Origin of the sequence: Streptomyces javensis (assembly GCF_039525925.1) — a bacterium.
Taxonomy (GTDB): domain Bacteria; phylum Actinomycetota; class Actinomycetes; order Streptomycetales; family Streptomycetaceae; genus Streptomyces; species Streptomyces asiaticus.
Map to the genome: position 1 here is coordinate 18529 of NZ_BAAAIF010000078.1, position 16672 is coordinate 35200.

At 71.9% G+C, this 16672-nt stretch carries 14 protein-coding genes; 8 read left to right on the forward strand and 6 right to left on the reverse strand.

Features of this window, described 5'->3' with window-relative positions; genetic code table 11:
• Positions 1–277: 277 nt before the first annotated feature.
• A complete protein-coding gene (locus ABD329_RS40835) occupies positions 278–1042 on the forward strand; it encodes an MIP/aquaporin family protein (RefSeq protein WP_198275402.1) in 765 nt (254 codons plus the stop codon).
• 14 nt (positions 1043–1056) lie between these two features.
• Entirely contained in the window at positions 1057–2589 is a 1533-nt protein-coding gene (glpK, locus tag ABD329_RS40840; RefSeq protein WP_198275403.1) for a glycerol kinase GlpK, read from the forward strand.
• A gap of 65 nt (positions 2590–2654) precedes the next feature.
• Here glpK and ABD329_RS40845 read toward each other — a convergent pair whose 3' ends face one another.
• Genes ABD329_RS40845 through ABD329_RS40860 form a run of 4 tightly spaced genes read right to left on the reverse strand, consistent with a single transcriptional unit; the run spans position 2655 to position 6764 of the window.
• Positions 2655–3245 (reverse strand): GTP-binding protein, encoded by a 591-nt coding sequence (locus tag ABD329_RS40845; protein WP_198275404.1) that lies wholly within the window; start codon positions 3243–3245, stop codon positions 2655–2657.
• Positions 3226–3621 (reverse strand): DUF742 domain-containing protein, encoded by a 396-nt coding sequence (locus ABD329_RS40850; RefSeq protein WP_198275405.1) that lies wholly within the window; start codon positions 3619–3621, stop codon positions 3226–3228. The genes ABD329_RS40845 and ABD329_RS40850 overlap by 20 nt, the downstream gene beginning before the upstream one ends.
• A 15-nt stretch (positions 3622–3636) precedes the next feature.
• On the reverse strand, positions 3637–4065 hold the full coding sequence (locus tag ABD329_RS40855) for a roadblock/LC7 domain-containing protein (RefSeq protein WP_198275406.1): 429 nt from the start codon (positions 4063–4065) through the stop codon (positions 3637–3639).
• Positions 4062–6764, reverse strand: coding sequence for a nitrate- and nitrite sensing domain-containing protein (locus tag ABD329_RS40860; protein ID WP_198275407.1), 2703 nt, complete (start codon positions 6762–6764; stop codon positions 4062–4064). The genes ABD329_RS40855 and ABD329_RS40860 overlap by 4 nt, the downstream gene beginning before the upstream one ends.
• Before the next feature lie 343 nt (positions 6765–7107).
• On the opposite strand from ABD329_RS40860, the gene ABD329_RS40865 reads away from it, so the two are divergent.
• Positions 7108–7557 (forward strand): hypothetical protein, encoded by a 450-nt coding sequence (locus ABD329_RS40865; RefSeq protein WP_281062813.1) that lies wholly within the window; start codon positions 7108–7110, stop codon positions 7555–7557.
• On the opposite strand, the gene ABD329_RS40870 is transcribed toward ABD329_RS40865, so the two are convergent.
• Together ABD329_RS40870 and ABD329_RS40875 are read right to left on the reverse strand one after the other, a co-directional pair.
• Positions 7505–8707 carry an NAD(P)/FAD-dependent oxidoreductase gene (locus ABD329_RS40870; RefSeq protein ID WP_198275408.1) on the reverse strand — a complete coding sequence of 401 codons (1203 nt, stop codon included), beginning with the start codon at positions 8705–8707 and terminating at the stop codon, positions 7505–7507. The genes ABD329_RS40865 and ABD329_RS40870 overlap by 53 nt on opposite strands.
• Entirely contained in the window at positions 8704–9066 is a 363-nt protein-coding gene (locus ABD329_RS40875; protein ID WP_086880347.1) for a bifunctional 3-phenylpropionate/cinnamic acid dioxygenase ferredoxin subunit, read from the reverse strand. The genes ABD329_RS40870 and ABD329_RS40875 overlap by 4 nt, the downstream gene beginning before the upstream one ends.
• A 151-nt stretch (positions 9067–9217) precedes the next feature.
• Between ABD329_RS40875 and ABD329_RS40880 the strand changes: the two genes are divergently transcribed.
• From ABD329_RS40880 to ABD329_RS40900, 5 genes are all read left to right on the forward strand, one after another.
• Positions 9218–10015 carry an IclR family transcriptional regulator gene (locus ABD329_RS40880; protein WP_044579287.1) on the forward strand — a complete coding sequence of 266 codons (798 nt, stop codon included), beginning with the start codon at positions 9218–9220 and terminating at the stop codon, positions 10013–10015.
• A gap of 323 nt (positions 10016–10338) precedes the next feature.
• Positions 10339–11424, forward strand: coding sequence for an S-(hydroxymethyl)mycothiol dehydrogenase (locus tag ABD329_RS40885; RefSeq protein WP_198275409.1), 1086 nt, complete (start codon positions 10339–10341; stop codon positions 11422–11424).
• Positions 11425–11429: 5 nt separating this feature from the next.
• Positions 11430–13868 carry a GcvT family protein gene (locus tag ABD329_RS40890; RefSeq protein ID WP_309142614.1) on the forward strand — a complete coding sequence of 813 codons (2439 nt, stop codon included), beginning with the start codon at positions 11430–11432 and terminating at the stop codon, positions 13866–13868.
• A 127-nt stretch (positions 13869–13995) separates the two neighbouring features.
• Positions 13996–15153, forward strand: a complete 1158-nt coding sequence (locus ABD329_RS40895; RefSeq protein ID WP_198275411.1) for an aromatic ring-hydroxylating oxygenase subunit alpha — start codon at positions 13996–13998, stop codon at positions 15151–15153.
• The gene (locus ABD329_RS40900; protein ID WP_198275412.1) at positions 15150–16616 is read left to right on the forward strand and encodes an aldehyde dehydrogenase family protein; all 1467 of its coding nucleotides are present in this window, start codon (positions 15150–15152) and stop codon (positions 16614–16616) included. Before ABD329_RS40895 ends, ABD329_RS40900 begins: the two co-directional genes overlap by 4 nt.
• Positions 16617–16672: the final 56 nt, after the last annotated feature.

The following is a 16672-nucleotide window of genomic DNA, read 5'->3' on the forward strand; positions in this document are numbered from 1 at the left end:
GGTGGCTGTGCGGTGACTGCCCGGTGCCCAAGTGGCGCCCTGGTGGACGGCGATACCAGGGCAACGCCCTTACGGTTGTCACGAACACCGTTGCCGTCCATCACCTTGACGCTCCCTGACCACCGGTGAACACTGCTGCGGTGTCAGTCGGCGTCGCCGCGCGCAGGCTCTCTCCACGGTCACCCCCCATGGGCGATTCCGATGCACCCGCACGCTCGAAACGACCCAGCACGGAGGACCGGGGCCACCCGCCCCGGGCGAGGTCCTAGGAGCCGCCATGAGCAATGGGGACATCTTCACCGGTGAGGTCATCGGCACCGCGATACTGATTCTCTTCGGCGCCGGCGTGTGCGCCGCCGTCACCCTGAACCACTCCAAGGCCAAGTCGGCCGGCTGGATCGTGATCGCCTTCGGCTGGGGCTTCGGCGTCATGGCCGGCGCGTACACCGCGGCACCGCTGTCCGGCGCCCACCTCAACCCGGCGGTGACCGTGGGAGTCGCCGTGGACACCGGCGACTGGGACAAGGTGCCGCTCTACATTCTCGCGCAGCTGGTGGGCGCGGTGATCGGCGCGGTGCTGACCTGGGCGCTGTACTACGCGCAGTTCGCCGCCAACGCCGATGAGAAGACCGCCCTGCCCACGCTCGGGGTCTTCTCCACCGTCCCGGAGATCCGGAACCCGGTGGCCAACCTCGTGACCGAGATCATCGCCACCGCCGCGCTGGTGCTGCCGCTGCTCGCGTTCGGCCAGGTCGACGGCATCGGAATCGGCCCGGTCACCGAGGGCGGCGGCACCGTGGTCCTCGGCTCGGGCATCTCCGTCCTGCTCGTGGCCTTCCTGGTGGTCGGCATCGGCCTCTCCCTGGGCGGGCCCACCGGCTACGCCATCAACCCGGCGCGCGACCTCGGGCCGCGCCTCGCCCACGCCCTGCTGCCCATCCCCAACAAGGGCACCTCGGACTGGGGTTACGCCTGGATACCGGTGGTGGGCCCGCTGATCGGGGCCGTGCTGGCGGGTCTCGTCTTCAACGCAGCCTTCTGACCGAAGGAGACGCCATGCCGCATCCGACGGACACCTACGTCGCCGCGATCGACCAGGGCACCACCTCCAGCCGCTGCATCATCTTCGACCGGAACGGCGCGGTCGTCGCCGTCGACCAGCGCGAGCACCGCCAGATCTTCCCCAAGCCCGGCTGGGTGGAGCACGACGCCACCGAGATCTGGTCCAAGGTGCAGGCCGTGGTGGCCGGTGCGCTGGCCAAGGCGGGGCTGCGGGCCGACGAGCTGACCGCGCTGGGCATCACCAACCAGCGCGAGACGACGGTCCTGTGGGACCGCCGCACCGGCAAGCCGGTGCACAACGCGATCGTCTGGCAGGACACCCGCACCTCCGGCCTGTGCGAGGAACTCGGCGGCGAGGTGGGCCAGGACCGCTTCCGGGACACCACCGGGCTGCCGCTGGCCAGCTACTTCTCCGGGCCCAAGGCCGCCTGGCTGCTGGACCACGTACCCGGGCTGCGCCGCCGCGCCGAGATGGGCGAGATCGCCTTCGGCACCATCGACTCCTGGCTGATCTGGAACCTTACCGGCGGCACCGACGGCGGAGTGCATGTCACCGATGTGACCAACGCCGGACGCACCCTGCTGATGGATCTGCGCACCCTCCAGTGGGACACCTCGATCCTCGCCACGATGGGCCTCCCCGAGGCGATGCTGCCGGAGATCCGCTCCTCCGCCGAGGTGTACGGCACGGCGGTCGGGCAGCTGGCCGGTGTGCCGGTGGCCTCCGCGCTCGGCGATCAGCAGGCCGCCGTCTTCGGCCAGACCTGCTACGGCGTCGGCGAGGCCAAGAACACCTACGGCACCGGCAGCTTCCTGCTGCTGAACACCGGTGACCGCCCGGTGCCGTCCAAGAGCGGGCTGCTGACCACGATGGGCTACCGGCTCGGCGGCGAGCGGCCCGTCTACTGCCTGGAGGGGTCGATCGCGATCACCGGCGCGCTGGTGCAGTGGTTCCGCGACCAGCTGGGCATCATCCGCTCCGCCGACGAGATCGAACCGCTCGCCGCGAGCGTGGACGACAACGGCGGGGCGTACATCGTCCCGGCCTTCTCGGGGCTGTTCGCCCCGTACTGGCGCTCGGACGCCCGCGGTGTGATCACCGGCCTCACCCGCTATGTCACCAAGGCCCATCTGGCCCGTGCCGTCCTGGAGGCGACCAGCTGGCAGACGCGCGAGGTGGTCGACGCGATGTACCAGGACTCCGGGGTGCGGATCAGCACGCTCAAGGTCGACGGCGGCATGACCGCCAATGACCTGCTGATGCAGCATCAGGCCGATGTACTGGGCGTCCCGGTGATCCGTCCGGTGGTCGCCGAGACCACCTGCCTGGGGGCCGCGTACGCGGCCGGGCTGGCCACCGGCGCCTGGCAGGACCTGGACGAGCTGCGGGCCCACTGGAAGCGGGATGCCGAGTGGACCCCGCGGATGACCGAGGAGGAGCGGACGCGCGAGTACGGCAACTGGCGCATGGCGGTGGAGCGCAGCTTCGGCTGGCACAAGGAGGGGCAGCGGGCCGCGGACTCCTGAGCCGCGCCCGGCAGCCGCGCACACGGCGGCCCGTACCCCGGACGGCGGGGTACGGGCCGTGCCGTTCAGCCCCGCGCGGCGGCCAGCATCGCGTGCTCCACCACCGAGATCAGCACGTGCTTGGCCGACTCGCGCTCCCGGGCGTCGCACAGGACGACCGGGGTGCCGGGGTCGAGGTCCAGCGCGTCGCGCACCGACTCCTCCGGATAGCGGTCGGCCCCCTCGAAGCAGTTGACCGCCACGGTGAAGGCGATGTCCCGCCGCTCGAAGTAGTCGATCGCGGCGAAGCAGTCCTCGAGACGGCGGGTGTCGGCCAGCACCACCGCGCCCAGCGCGCCGGTGGCCAGCTCGTCCCACAGGAACCAGAACCGGTCCTGGCCCGGCGTGCCGAAGAGGTAGAGCACCAGGTCCTCGCGGAGCGTGATGCGCCCGAAGTCCATGGCGACGGTGGTGGTCGTCTTGGACTCCACCCCCGCGATGTCGTCGACCGGCCGGCCCGCCTCGGTGAGGATCTCCTCGGTGCGCAGCGGTCTGATCTCGCTGACCGCGCCCACCAGGGTCGTCTTGCCCACCCCGAAGCCGCCGGCCACCAGTATCTTCAGCGTGACCGGTTCGACGATATGAGGGCGGCCCAGGTCAGAGTGCCCGTAGCCCATTGATCACCTCGCGCAGAATCCTCTCGTCCGGCAGTTCCGCCGGAGGTACGGGCCGGGACACTCGGACGAGTGCGGCGTGGAGCAGATCGCCGATGAGCACACGGATCACGCCGATCGGAAGGTCGAGTTCGGCCGCCAGCTCGGCGACCGACTGCGGGCTGTCCCGGCTCAGCTCGACGATGTCGATGTGCTCCGGGGACAGCGTCTGGTCGGCGACGGTCCGGTGGCCGGCGCCGTCGGCGACGACCACCGCGATCAGATCCAGCTTCTCCTCGGCGGCGCTGCGGGTGCGTCCCCGCGTCATCGCATAGGGCCTGACCACCGGTCCCGCCGCGTCGTCGAACCACCGGGCGGCGCGCTCCGGGTCTCCGCTCATTTCCCCCGGCCTCCGTCACCCGGTGGAGCGCGGGGCCGAGCCCAGATGCACGCCGACCCGCTTGACCAGCAGCGTCATCTCGTACGCTATCTGGCCCACATCGGAGTCGGCGTCCGCCAGGACGGCGAGACAGCTGCCGTCGCCGGCCGCGGTGACGAACAGGAAGGCGTCGTCGAGTTCGACGATGGTCTGCCGGACCCGGCCGACCTCGAAGTGGCGGCCGACGCCCTTGGCAAGGCTGTGGAAGCCCGAGGCCACGGCGGCCAGGTGCTCACCGTCCTCCCGCGACAGATCGCGTGAGCCGCCGGTGAGGAGCCCGTCCCCGGAGAGCACCAGCGCCTTGCGGATGCTGCCCACTCTTCCGACCAGTTCGTCCAGCAGCCAGTTCAGCTCGCCCGAAGCGTTGGGCGATCCGTTGGACGCTGCGGCGTTCGATGCGGTCATCGACCGTCCCCCTCATGTGTCGTTCCCGGTGCTGTATCCGCGCCTCCGGATCCGCCGGCCGACTGCCGCCGACCGCGCTGCCAACCCCGTTGGAGCGAGGCCATGGTGGCCCTCGCCTGCTCGGCTTCGCGCTCGGGATCGATCTCGGCAGGGGTTCGGTCGTCGGTCGGAGGCGCGGGGTCGTTCTTCAGCTGCGGGGCCAGGCTGGCCTGCCGTACCCGCTTGGGGAGGCCGGAGGCCGCCCGCTGGGTGGGCACCGGGCTCTGCTCGGGGCCCCGGCGCTCCGGCCCCGTGCGCCGCGGGCCCTGGTCGCGGCCCTGGGCCTGGCCGCGGCCCTGGCTCTGGCCCTGGCTCTGGCCTTCGGAGCGCTCGGCCCAGGACGGCTGCCCAGGGCCCTGCGGACGGCTGTGCCGTCCGCCGGACGTGCCCTCGACCGGCCGGCCGTGGTCGGCGACCAGGACCGGCGGGACACGGCGGGGCAGCGGCGCGGGGCCGCCGCCCGGTTCGGGGTCCGGGCCGTCCGGAGCCTGCTGGTGCTGCTCCACGGTGGACGGGACGGGTCCGGTGCGTGTGGACTGGCGCGCCTTGAGGCCGCGGGCGCGGAAGATGCCGCCCATTTCGTCGTCCTCGTCGGCGTCGTCGTGGTGGGCCTCGTGCGTCAGGGACGCGGCCAGGGAGGCGAGCGCGGAGACCGGCTCGGCCTCGTCGGCGGGTCCGAGCCGGACGTCGCCCACGCCGCGCCGCGCGGTGTCGGTGTGACGGCCGCCGGTGTCGCGGTCGTCGGTGTCCCCCCGGGTGCCTTCGTCGGTGAGCAGGTTGGAGGGGATGAGCACGATGGCCGTGGTGCCGCCGTACGGGGAGGGCTGGAGCGAGACCCGCACCCCCTGCCGCTGGGCGAGCCGGCTGACCACGAACAGCCCGAGCCGGTCGGTGTCGGACAGCTCGAACTCGGGGGTCTCGGTGAGCCGGAGGTTGGCCTCCAGCAGCGCGTCGGGCGTCATGCCGAGGCCGCGGTCGTGGATCTCCAGGGTGAAGCCCTTGGCGACCCGCTCGCCGTGCACCTGGACGGCGGTGTGCGGGGGAGAGAAGACGGTGGCGTTCTCCAGCAGTTCGGCGACGAGGTGGGTGAGGTCGCCGACGGCCGGGCCCACGACCGCGATCCGCGGCAGCCGCCGGACCTCGATCCGCTCGTAGTCCTCCACCTCGGCGACGGCGGCGCGCACGACGTCCATCAGCTGGATCGGCTTGCGCCACTGCCGGGAGGGGGCCGCGCCGGAGAGGATGACCAGACCCTCGGCGTGCCGCCGCATACGGGTGGTCATGTGGTCCAGGCGGAACAGGTCGGACAGCTCGTCGGTGTCCTCGGTGCGCCGCTCCATGGTGTCCAGGAGGGTGAGCTGACGGTGCAGCAGCACCTGGCTGCGACGGGCGAGGTTGACGAAGACCTCGGAGACGCCCTGGCGGAGTTCGGCCTGTTTGACGGCGGCCTCGACGGCGGCCCGCTGGAGGGTGTTGAGGGCCTGGCCGACCTGGCCCATCTCATCGGGGCCGTAGTCCAGCCGGGGTGCCTCGGTCTCCACGTCGATCTGCTCGCCCGCGCCGAGGCGGCGCATCACGCTCGGCAGCCGGACGCTGGCGACCTCCTGCGCGTCCCGGCGCAGCCGGGACAGATCGCGGACCAGGCTGCGGCCGATGCGGAACGAGACGAAGACGGAGACGATGAGGGCGACCAGGCCGAGGATGCCGGCGATGCCCGCCTTGAGCATCACGCTGTTGGCCACCGGGTCGATGCGCTTCTGGAGCCGGTCGGTGGCCTCCTCGCCCAGCCGGTCGTAGTCGTTGAGGACGGGCTGGGCCGCGGCCTCCCAGTGCTCCTGGTCCAGCGACTTGATGGCCGTGGCGGGGTCCATCGAGGAGAGGGCCTTGCCCTCGGCCACGCGCAGGGCGGCGGGGGCGGCGTTGGTCCGCCGGTAGTCGGCGAAGACCTTCTGCTCGGAGTCGGGGAGGATCGGCAGGTTGATCTCGTAGAGCAGGGTGCGCTCGGCGATGAGGTCGGACATCGCCTGGAGGTCCGCCAGCGTCATCTTGCGCGCCGTCAGCGCCGAGACGTACAGCGCGTCCTCGCGGGAGAGCGCCTCCCGGGCGCGGATCATGGCGACCAGCGCACGTCCCTGTTTGTCGAGGTCGGTGTCGGGCACCGCGTGGAGGGAGCTGCGGAAGGTGTAGCAGAGGTCGACGAGCTTGTTGTAATACTCATACGCCTGGGTCGAGGATATGCCGTCGTCCTCGACCTTGCGGCGCAGACTGTCCAGTCCGTCCGCGGCCTTGAGGATGTTGTCGAGCTGTTCCTCGGAGTCGTCGTTCATCTTGCCGTGCACATCGCCGTCCGACTCGGCGGCCCGCAGCTTGTCGATCGCCTGGTCGGTCTTGCGCTGTAGGGAGTGGAGCACGGGCAGGGCGTCCGACTGCCGCGGATCGGCCAGCAGGATGAGCGTCTGCCTGCGCTCCTTCTGGACGGCGTGCACCGCGTCCTCGGCCGGCTGGCCCGCCTTGTCGATGATGTCGGACGCGTCCAGCAGTTGCATTGCCTCGCGACCGGTGATCACTGTGGCGAACGCCCAGATCGCCGTCAGTGACACGAGCGGCACCAGCAACAGCGCCACGATCTTCCTGCGGATGGACTTACCGCGAAAGCGCATGGCCTCCCTAACGTCAACCCCGATTCCAGGGGCGGGGTTCCGAGTTCCGACATCGAGCGGGCGCGAGCCTACTACTGCCGGTTGGACAGATCGAAGGCGTGTCCACTTGATGCAGGGAGTCCCTTACGGTCCGTGATCAGGAGTTGTCGGGCGATTCCCCGACTTACCCCCCACCTCTCGGCACTCCTCCCCCGGACGCCGCATACGGCTATTCGGCCGCGCTTGGCTTGTTTTCCCCTCCCCAGGGGAACCCGTGGTCGGTGCCATTCGTGATCCAACGGGGCACACTAGGGGGCATACGACCCAAGTCCCGCTATCTGGCTCGGCCGCGCCGGGGCAGAGCATGGAAAGGGGTGGGAGCGTCATGGACGCGATGGACAAGGATCGCGACATCCCGGCGCACGGGGTCCGGCCGTTGTGGACCGAGGAGCCGGCGCGCAGGCGGCGGCTGCCCGATCCCGTTCGTACGGCGGCGGTGCGGGCGGTCATCATCATCGCCGTGACTCTGGTGGAGGTGATGGTCGCCCTGCTGTGCACCCTGGCGGGCTCCTGGTCGGCCTTCCCCGTCGTGCTCGCCACGGTGGCGAGCACGGTGGTGGCGACCTGGGGGGTGCTGGACGTGTGGGTGACCCGTCAGGTCTGGCGCCAGCGCTACGGGGTGGTGTCCCGGCCCAGCAGCACGGCCCGCGAGATGCGCCGCCAACGCCGCCGGGAACGGGCCCGGGAGGCGGATCCGACGGTCACCTCCCGGCCGGCTGCGGAGCGCGGGCCAGCTCGCGGCGCAGCCGCATGAAGGGCCGGGGCCGGTCCACGCCGAGGGCGGCGGTGGGAATCCCGTCCCGTTCGTAGACGGCGAGGAAGCCGCCGCCCTCGGCCGGGTCCCCCTCGAGGATCCGGACCGTGTCCCCGGGCTCGCGCCGCCCGGCGTACTGGATGCGCGCGCCGTACTGGTCGGACCAGAAGTAGGGGAGCGCGTCGAAGCGTTCGACGGTGGATCCGGCGAGCAGATTGCGGGCGGCCACATCGCCCTGGAGCATGCCGCTGGTCCAGTGCTCGGCCCGGACGGTACGGGCGGTGCCCGGCTGGGCCAGCCGGGCCACGTCCCCGACGGCCACGACGTTGGGCAGCGCGGTGACACAGCCCTCGTCGCACCGCACCCCGTCGTCCAGGGCCAGACCGGAGCCTTCCAGCCACTCGGTGACGGGGCGCACCCCGACGCCGACGACCACCACATCGGCGGGCAGCACCCGCCCGTCGGTGAGCTCCACACCGGTGACCCGGCCGGCTCCGCGCAGACCGGCCACACCGGTGCCGCACAGCAGGGTGGCCCCGCCCCGGGTGTGCAGCCCGGCGCACACCCGGGCCATCTCCTCGCCCAGTTGGGGCACCAGCGGCAGCGGCGCGGCCTCCACGACGGTGACGTCGAGCCCGAGGGCGGCACAGGAGGAGGCCACCTCGGCGCCGATGAAGCCCGCGCCGATCACCACGGCCCGCTCGGCGCCCGCGCGCAGCTCGGCGCGGAGCCGGAGCGCGTCGTCGAGGGTGCGCAGGGTGTGCACCCCGTCCAGCGGCGGGAGGGGCAGCGTTCTGGGCGTGGCGCCGGTGGCGATGACGACGCCGTCGGTGCGCAGGGCGCGGCCGCCGGTGAGACGGATCTCCCCGGCGGCGGTGTCCAGCGCCTCGGCCCGGACGCCGAGCAGCCACTCGGCGTCCAGCTCGGCCTCCTCCTCGGGGTCGGTGAGGGCCAGGGGCCCCAGACCCCCGCCCGGGTCGCCGTCCCCGGTCAGGAACTCCTTGGACAGCGGCGGGCGGTCGTAGGGGCGGTGGTGCTCCTCCCCGACGACGACCAGCCGCCCGTCGTAACCCTGGGTGCGCAGGGCCCGCGCCGCGTGCAGACCCGCGAGCGAGGCCCCGACCACGGTGACCGTCCTGGCCGCCGTCATGCCACGGCTTCTTCCGGCGCCGCGTGCACGGGCTGACCGGGAACGATCTGGGTCGCGGGGTGGACATACAGCATTCCGTCCACGACCGTGACAGCGTGGGTCCGTACGGGCTTACGGGCGGGCAGACAGGTCGGCTCGCCGGATCGCAGATCGAACAGCGCGGCGTGCAGCGGGCATTCCACGTAGCAGCCTTCCAGCCACCCGTCGGAGAGGGAGGCGTCCTGGTGGCTGCATGTGTCGTCGATGGCGTAGAACGCACCGTCGGTGTGGAACACCGCGATCGGCGCGGTGGCGTCGCCGGCCTCGATGCGCACCGACTCACCCTCCGGCAGGTCCTCGATACGGCAGACGGGAATCATTGGCCCCCCTCACGTTGATCGGTATCATGCGTTGTGGATAGTGCACTGAAAAGCGCGATGCGCAACAGAATCCAGATCGGAAAGGCAGCCGTCAAGAGTTCCCCGGCCCGAGGGGCCCCACGCAGAGCCGTCGGATGGTGAGATCAGAACCATGACGAACACGACCGAGGATCGGGCCGAGGAGAAGCGGGGGGCCGCCGGGGCAGTGCAGTCGGTGGACAGGGCGGTCAGCGTCCTGGAGATCCTTGCCAGACTCGGCGAGGCCGGAGTGACCGAGATCGCCGACGAGCTGGGGGTCCACAAGTCGACCGCCTTCCGGCTGCTCGGCGTACTGGAGAACCGCGGACTCGTCGGACAGGAGCGGGACCGGGGGAAGTACTACCTGGGCGCCGGGGTGCTCAGACTCGCGGGCGCCGCCGCCATCCGCCTGGACATCTCGCAGGAGGGCGCCCCGGTGTGCCGGGCGCTGGCCGACGAGACCGGCGAGACGGCCAATATCGCCGTCCTGGACGGGGACGCGGCGGTCAACATCATGCAGGCGCGCGGCGCCGCAGCGGTGACCGCCTTCAACTGGCTGGGGCGGCGCACCGCGCTGCACGCGACCGCGAGCGGCAAGGTGCTGCTCGCGCATCTGTCGGGCGAGCGCCGGGAGCGGCTGGTGACCCGGAAGCTGCCGCGGTTCACCGAGCACACCATCACCACCGCCGCCGAGCTGCGGCAGCAGCTGGAGACGGCGGCCGAGCGCGGGTTCGCCTACTCCTGCGAGGAGCTGGAGATCGGCTTGAACGCGGTGGCGGCGCCGGTGCGCGGCCACGACGGCGCGGTCATGGGGGCGATCGGCGTCTCGGGTCCGGCGTACCGGATGGCCCAGAGCCGGCTGCCCGATCTGGCCGAGTACGCCGTGAAGACCGCCGAGGAGCTGTCCCGGCGGATGGGCTTCCCCGGCTGAGCCGCCCCACCACCCCACCCACCCGACGAGGGGGCCGGATGACTCCGGCCCCCTCGTCACGTCTGTGACCAGGGGCGCCGAGCGACGTGCGAGCTACGCGAAATCCCCCGTCAGAGCCGGTTCACAGACGGTTTACGCGCACCCCTTGACCGCACGGGGCGGCGACTTTCAGGATGTCTCCCATCGCGCAACACGCCGCGCTATACGCAACTGGGGGGTAACCGGGGGCCGTTGAACGGCCTCGGCCTCACCCTCCTTCGAGGCAGTCATGCCAGCTCCCGTGCACCGGTCCCTGCGAGCGCAGGAGAACAGAGGAGTGAGCCATGCCGCAAGAAGCCCGCGCCGTCGTCGCGGTCAAAAAGGGCGCCCCGGTGGAGGTGGTGCCCGTTCTCGTGCCCGAGCCCGGCCCCGGTGAGGTGCTGGTGGGAGTGCAGGCGTGCGGGGTGTGCCACACCGACCTGCACTACCGGGACGGCGCGATCGGTGACGAATTCCCGTATCTGCTCGGGCATGAGGCGGCCGGGGTGGTCGAGGCGGTGGGCCCCGGCGTCACCGCACTCGCCCCCGGTGACTATGTGGTCCTGGCCTGGCGGGCGCCGTGCGGCGGCTGCCGCTCCTGCCGCCGGGGCCGCCCGTGGTACTGCTTCGACAGCCGCAATGCGGCCCAGCCGATGACCCTGACCGACGGCACCCCGCTCAGCCCGGCGCTGGGCATCGGCGCGTTCGCCGAGAAGACGCTGGTCGCGGCCGGGCAGGCGGTGAAGATCGACCCCTCGGCACGCCCCGAGGCGGCGGGTCTGATCGGCTGCGGGGTGATGGCCGGGTACGGCGCGGCCGTGCACACCGGCGGGGTGTCCAACGGCGACACGGTCGCGGTCATCGGCTGCGGCGGCGTCGGCAACGCCGCGATCGCCGGGGCCTCGCTGTCCGGGGCGCGCCGGGTGATCGCCGTGGACATCGACGACGCCAAGCTGGACGCGGCGACCCGCTTCGGCGCCACCGACACCGTCAACTCCCGTGGTACGGACCCGGTCGAGGCGGTGCGCGAGCTGACCGGGGGCTTCGGCGCGAATGTGGTCATCGACGCGGTGGGCCGCCCCGAGACCTACACCCAGGGCTTCTACATGCGCGATCTGGCCGGGGTGCTGGTGCAGGTCGGGGTGCCGGACCCGGAGATGCGCATCGATCTGCCGCTGATCGATCTGTTCTCGCGGGGCGGTGCGCTCAAGTCGTCCTGGTACGGCGACTGCCTGCCCAGCCGGGACTTCCCGGTCCTGGTCGACCTCCACCTCAGCCGCAAGCTGGATCTGGAGGCGTTCGTCAGCGAGACGATCACGCTGGACGAGGTCGAGGCCGCGTTCGCGAAGATGCAGCGCGGCGAGGTGCTGCGGTCGGTGGTGGTCCTGTGAATACCGTGGATGCGCGAGTCGTGATCGTCGGGGCCGGGATCGTCGGCTGCTCGCTCGCCGATGAGCTGACCGCCCGTGGCTGGCGGGACGTCACCGTCCTCGAGCAGGGCCCGCTGCTCGCCCCCGGCGGCTCGACCTCGCACGCCCCCGGTCTGGTCTTCCAGACCAGCCCCTCCAAGACCCTGACCGACCTCGCCCGCTACACCGTGGAGAAGTTCTCCTCCCTCGAGGTCGACGGGCTGCCCTGCTTCAACCCGGTGGGCGGTCTGGAGATCGCCACCAGCGAGGAGCGCTGGGCCGATCTGCACCGCAAGGCCGGTCTCGCGGCCTCCTGGGGCGTACGGGCCGAGCTGCTCGGCCCGGCCCGGTGCGCCGAGATGTGGCCGATGCTGGACCCGGAGCGGATCCTCGGCGGCCTCCACACCCCGGACGACGGGCTGGCCCGGGCGCTGCTCGCCTCCCGGGCCCAGATGGAGCGGGCCACCTCGCACGGCGCCCGGTTCCTGGACCGGCACACCGTGACCGCCATCGAGCGGGAGGGCGGCCGGGTGACCGCCGTCGTCACCGACCGGGGCACCTTCCCGGCCGACATCGTGGTTTCCGCCGCCGGCTTCTGGGGCCCGCTGATCGGCGACATGGCGGGGGTCACCGTCCCGCTCCAGCCGCTGGCCCACCAGTACGCCAAGACCGGGCCGCTGCCCGAGCTCGCGGGGGTGAACGACCCCCGTACGGAGGCGAGCAAGCCGATCCTGCGGTTCCAGGACCGCGATCTGTACTACCGCGAGCACACCGACCGCATCGGCATCGGCAGCTACGCCCACCGCCCGCTCCCCGTGGACCCGGCGCGGCTGCCCGCGTACGACGACGCCCCGGTGATGCCGTCCTCGCTGCCGTTCACCCCGGAGGACTTCGCCCCCAGCTGGGAGGAGAGCGTCGGGCTGCTCCCCGCGCTCGGCGCGGCCCGGGTCGAGGAGGGCTTCAACGGCGTCTTCTCCTTCACCCCCGACGGTATGCCGGTGATCGGCGAGTCCCGCGAGGTGCGCGGCTTCTGGCTGGCCGAGGCGGTGTGGGTGACCCACTCCGCGGGCGTCGCCCGGGCCGTTGCCGAGTGGATGACGGACGGGCGGCCGGGCACGGACGTCCATGAATGCGATCTGTACCGCTTCGAGGACGCCCAGCGCTCCCCCGCCTACGTCACCGAGCGGGGTCAGCAGAACTTCGTCGAGGTCTACGACGTCATCCATCCGCTCCAGCCGATGGAGCAGCCCCGTCCGCTGCGGGTCAGCCCGTTCCACGTGCGGCAGCGGGAGCTGGGCGGATACTTCCTGGAGGCGGCGGGCTGGGAGCGGCCGCACTGGTACGAGGCGAACGCCGCGCTCGCCGAGTCCGTCGAACTGCCCCCGCGCGACGCCTGGTCGGCCCGCTACTGGTCGCCCATCGCCGCCGCCGAGGCCAGGGCCACCCGGGAGCGGGTAGCGCTGTACGACATGACCCCGCTCAAGCGGCTGGCGGTCACCGGGCCCGGGGCGCCGGCCTTCCTCCAGCGCATGACCACCAATCAGCTGGCGAAGAAGCCCGGCGCGGTCACCTACACCCTGCTGCTGGACGAGGCCGGGGGCATCCGCAGCGACCTCACCGTCGCCCGGCTCTCCGAGCACCACTTCCAGGTGGGCGCCAACGGCGGGCTGGACATGGACTGGCTGCTGCGCCACGCGCCGGATGACGTGCACATCGCGGACATCACCCCGGGCACCTGCTGCGTCGGCGTGTGGGGCCCGCTCGCCCGGGAGCTGGTCCAGCCGCTGACCCGCGACGACTTCTCGCACGAGGCGTTCGGCTACTTCAAGGCCAGGCAGACCTTCATCGGCCATGTCCCGGTGACCGCGATGCGGCTGAGCTACGTGGGCGAGCTCGGCTGGGAGCTGTACACCACCGCCGACATGGGGCTGCGGCTGTGGGACACCCTGTGGGAGGCAGGACAGCGCCACGGGGTGATCGCCGCCGGGCGCTCGGCCTTCAACAGCCTGCGGCTGGAGAAGGGCTATCGCGCCTGGGGCCATGACATGACCACCGAGCACGATCCCTACGAGGCCGGGGTCGGCTTCGCCGTCCGGATGAACAAGGGCGACTTCATCGGGCGCGCGGCGCTCGAGGGCCGCTCCGAGGAGACGGCGGCGCGCAGGCTGACCTGTCTCACCCTGGACGACCCGGCCGCGGTCGTCATGGGCAAGGAGCCGGTGTACGCCGACGGCGTCCCTGCGGGCTATGTGACCAGCGCGTCCTACGGCTACACCATCGGCCGGACCGTCGCCTACGCCTGGCTGCCCGCCGCGGCCGCCGTGCCCGGCACCGCCGTCCACATCGAGTACTTCGGCGAGAAGGTGCCCGCGACCGTCGCCGCCGAGCCCCTCTTCGATCCGCGCATGGAGCGCATCCGCCGCTGACACCGAGCGCCGAGAGAGCGGGAAGCGACCGCTTGGAGGCCCCCTTGGCACTCACCGGTGACACCGCCCGTCCCATCGAGCTCTTCGACCCCGTCGGCTGACCGCCGCGACCCCTTACGGAGAACCCATGACTGTGGCTCCCGAGTCCCCCGCCATCACGCCCCCCAGTCTGCTCGCCACTCTCCCCGGCCACTGGTACACCGCTCCCGGGGTCTTCCGCCGGGAGCAGGAGCACCTGTTCGAGGCCATGTGGTTCTGCGCGGTGCGCGCGGCCGACCTGGACCGGCCGGGCGCCTTCCGCACCGTGCGGATCGGCCGGGAGAGCGTGCTGATCACCCGCAACCGGCGGGGTGAGCCACGGGCGTTCCTCAACATCTGCCGCCACCGCGGCGCCCGGCTGTGCACCGAGGAGTCCGGTACGGTGCGGCGCTCGCTGCAATGCCCGTACCACGCCTGGACCTACGATCTGGACGGCCGGCTCACCGCCGCCCCCAACCTATCGAAGATGCCCGATGTCGACCGGGTCGAGCGCGGACTGGTGCCGGTACGGCTTCGCGAATGGCTCGGCTATGTCTGGGTCTGCCTGGCCGAGGAGCCACCGTCGTTCGAGGAGACGGTCATCGGGGCGGTGGCCGAGCGGCTCGGCGACACGGACTCCGTGGAGCGCTACGACGTGGCGGGGCTGGCGCTGGGCCGACGGGTCTCCTACGACGTCAAGGCCAACTGGAAGCTGATCGTCGAGAACTTCATGGAGTGCTACCACTGCGCGACCATCCACCCCGAACTCACCGAGGTGCTCCCGGAGTTCGCGGACGGCCTGGCGGCGCAGTACTTCGTGGGGCACGGCGCGGAGTTCGCCGAGGAGGCCCAGGGGTTCACGGTGGACGGCAGCGAGGGGTTCGACCGGTTCGCGGGGATCGCCGACGAGCAGGACCGCCGCTACTACGCGATCACGGTACGGCCGCAGGTCTTCCTCAATCTGGTCCCCGACCACGTGATCATGCACCGGATGTTCCCGCTCGCCGCCGATCGCACGCTGGTCGAATGCGATTGGCTCTACGCACCCGAAGTGGTGGCGTCCGATTCGGATCTGTCGAAGTCGGTGGAGCTGTTCCACCGGGTCAACACCCAGGACTTCGACGCCTGTGAGCGCACCCAGCCCGCCATGGACTCCCGCGCCTACCGCGACGGCGGGGTGCTCGTCCCCAGCGAACACCACATCGGCGCCTTCCACCGATGGGTGACCGACCATGTCCCGACCCCGGAAGCGGAGGAATGCCCGTGACGGACCTCTTCATCGGTGGCCAGTGGACCGGCGCGATCGACGAGCGCACCCGGGAGATCCGCTGCCCGGCCGACGGATCGCTGGTGGCGGTCGTCGACGAGGGCGGCGGCAAGGACGCGGCCGAGGCGGTGGGCGCCGCCCGGCTGGCGTTCGACCAGGGGCCGTGGCCCCGTACCCCGGTCGGGGGGCGCGGCGATCTGCTGCTGCGCGTCGCCGGTCTGGTGGAGCGCGACAAGGCCGCGCTCGCCCGCGCCGAGTCCCTGGACACCGGGAAGCGCCTCGCCGAGAGCGACGTCGACATCGACGCTGTGGTGGCGTGCTTCCGCTACTACGGACAGCTGGTGCGCACCGAGGCGGACCGGGTCGTGGACACCGGCAGCGAGCACGCGGTCAGCCGGGTGGTCTATGAACCGGTCGGGGTCTGCGCGCTGATCACGCCATGGAACTATCCGCTGCTGCAAACCGCGTGGAAGGTCGCGCCCGCGCTCGCCGCGGGCAACACCTTCGTACTGAAACCCAGTGAGCTGACCCCCAGCACGGCGATCGCCCTGATGCGGCTGCTGGCGGAGGCCGGACTGCCGGACGGGGTGGCCAATCTGGTTCTCGGCCCCGGCGCCGAGGCCGGGGCCCCGCTCACCGACAACCCCGATGTGGACATGGTGTCCTTCACCGGGGGCCTGCGGACCGGGCGCCGGATCATGGCCGCGGCCGCGGGCACGGTCAAGCGGACCTCGCTGGAGCTGGGCGGCAAGAACCCCAATGTGGTCTTCGCCGACGCGGACTTCGACACCGCCGTGGACTACGCGCTCAGCGCGGTGTTCCTCCACTCCGGGCAGGTCTGCTCGGCCGGGGCCCGGCTGCTGGTGGAGGACCCGGTGCACGACGCCTTCGTGGAGGAGGTCGTGCGCCGGGCCCGCCGGATCCGGCTCGGCGGGCCGTTCGACGAGCGGGCCCAGACCGGCCCGCTGATCTCGGCCGCGCACCGGGCCAAGGTCGAGGCGTATGTGGCGGCCGGGCTCGCGGAGGGCGCCCGGCTGCGCTGCGGTGGCACCCGCCCCGACGATCCGGCCCTGGCCGACGGCTACTACTTCCTGCCGACCGTCCTCGACCGCTGCCACAGCGGGATGTCGGTGCTGGCCGACGAGTCCTTCGGCCCGGTGCTCACGGTGGAACGTTTCGCCGGTGAGGACGAGGCGGTGCGGCTGGCCAACGACACCGTGTACGGGCTCGCCGGGGCGGTATGGTCCGGCGACGAGGAGCGGGCGCAGCGGGTGGCCTCCCGGCTGCGTCTTGGCACCGTCTGGATCAACGACTACCACCCCTGTCTCCCGCAGGCGGAGTGGGGCGGGTTCAAACAGTCCGGTACCGGGCGGGAGTTGGGGCCCAGCGGGCTCGCGGAGTACCGGGAGGCCAAGCACATCTGGCGCAATACCCGTCCGCGTCCGCAGGGCTGGTTCGCCTGACCCCCACGGGGCCGGTTCGCCCGGCCGGGGAGTGCGCCGGGGCCCGGGGCCGAGCG

Excerpts from the sequence above, each read along its gene's own strand:
- ABD329_RS40875 (WP_086880347.1), bottom strand. The coding sequence starts at position 9,066 with ATGATTCCCGTCTGCCGTATCGAGGACCTGCCGGAGGGTGAGTCGGTG.
- ABD329_RS40880 (WP_044579287.1), top strand. The coding sequence starts at position 9,218 with ATGACGAACACGACCGAGGATCGGGCCGAGGAGAAGCGGGGGGCCGCC.
- ABD329_RS40885 (WP_198275409.1), top strand. The coding sequence starts at position 10,339 with ATGCCGCAAGAAGCCCGCGCCGTCGTCGCGGTCAAAAAGGGCGCCCCG.
- ABD329_RS40850 (WP_198275405.1), bottom strand. The coding sequence starts at position 3,621 with ATGAGCGGAGACCCGGAGCGCGCCGCCCGGTGGTTCGACGACGCGGCG.
- ABD329_RS40870 (WP_198275408.1), bottom strand. The coding sequence starts at position 8,707 with ATGACGGCGGCCAGGACGGTCACCGTGGTCGGGGCCTCGCTCGCGGGT.
- ABD329_RS40855 (WP_198275406.1), bottom strand. The coding sequence starts at position 4,065 with ATGACCGCATCGAACGCCGCAGCGTCCAACGGATCGCCCAACGCTTCG.
- ABD329_RS40865 (WP_281062813.1), top strand. The coding sequence starts at position 7,108 with ATGGAAAGGGGTGGGAGCGTCATGGACGCGATGGACAAGGATCGCGAC.
- glpK (WP_198275403.1), top strand. The coding sequence starts at position 1,057 with ATGCCGCATCCGACGGACACCTACGTCGCCGCGATCGACCAGGGCACC.
- ABD329_RS40895 (WP_198275411.1), top strand. The coding sequence starts at position 13,996 with ATGACTGTGGCTCCCGAGTCCCCCGCCATCACGCCCCCCAGTCTGCTC.
- ABD329_RS40845 (WP_198275404.1), bottom strand. The coding sequence starts at position 3,245 with ATGGGCTACGGGCACTCTGACCTGGGCCGCCCTCATATCGTCGAACCG.
- ABD329_RS40860 (WP_198275407.1), bottom strand. The coding sequence starts at position 6,764 with ATGCGCTTTCGCGGTAAGTCCATCCGCAGGAAGATCGTGGCGCTGTTG.
- ABD329_RS40835 (WP_198275402.1), top strand. The coding sequence starts at position 278 with ATGAGCAATGGGGACATCTTCACCGGTGAGGTCATCGGCACCGCGATA.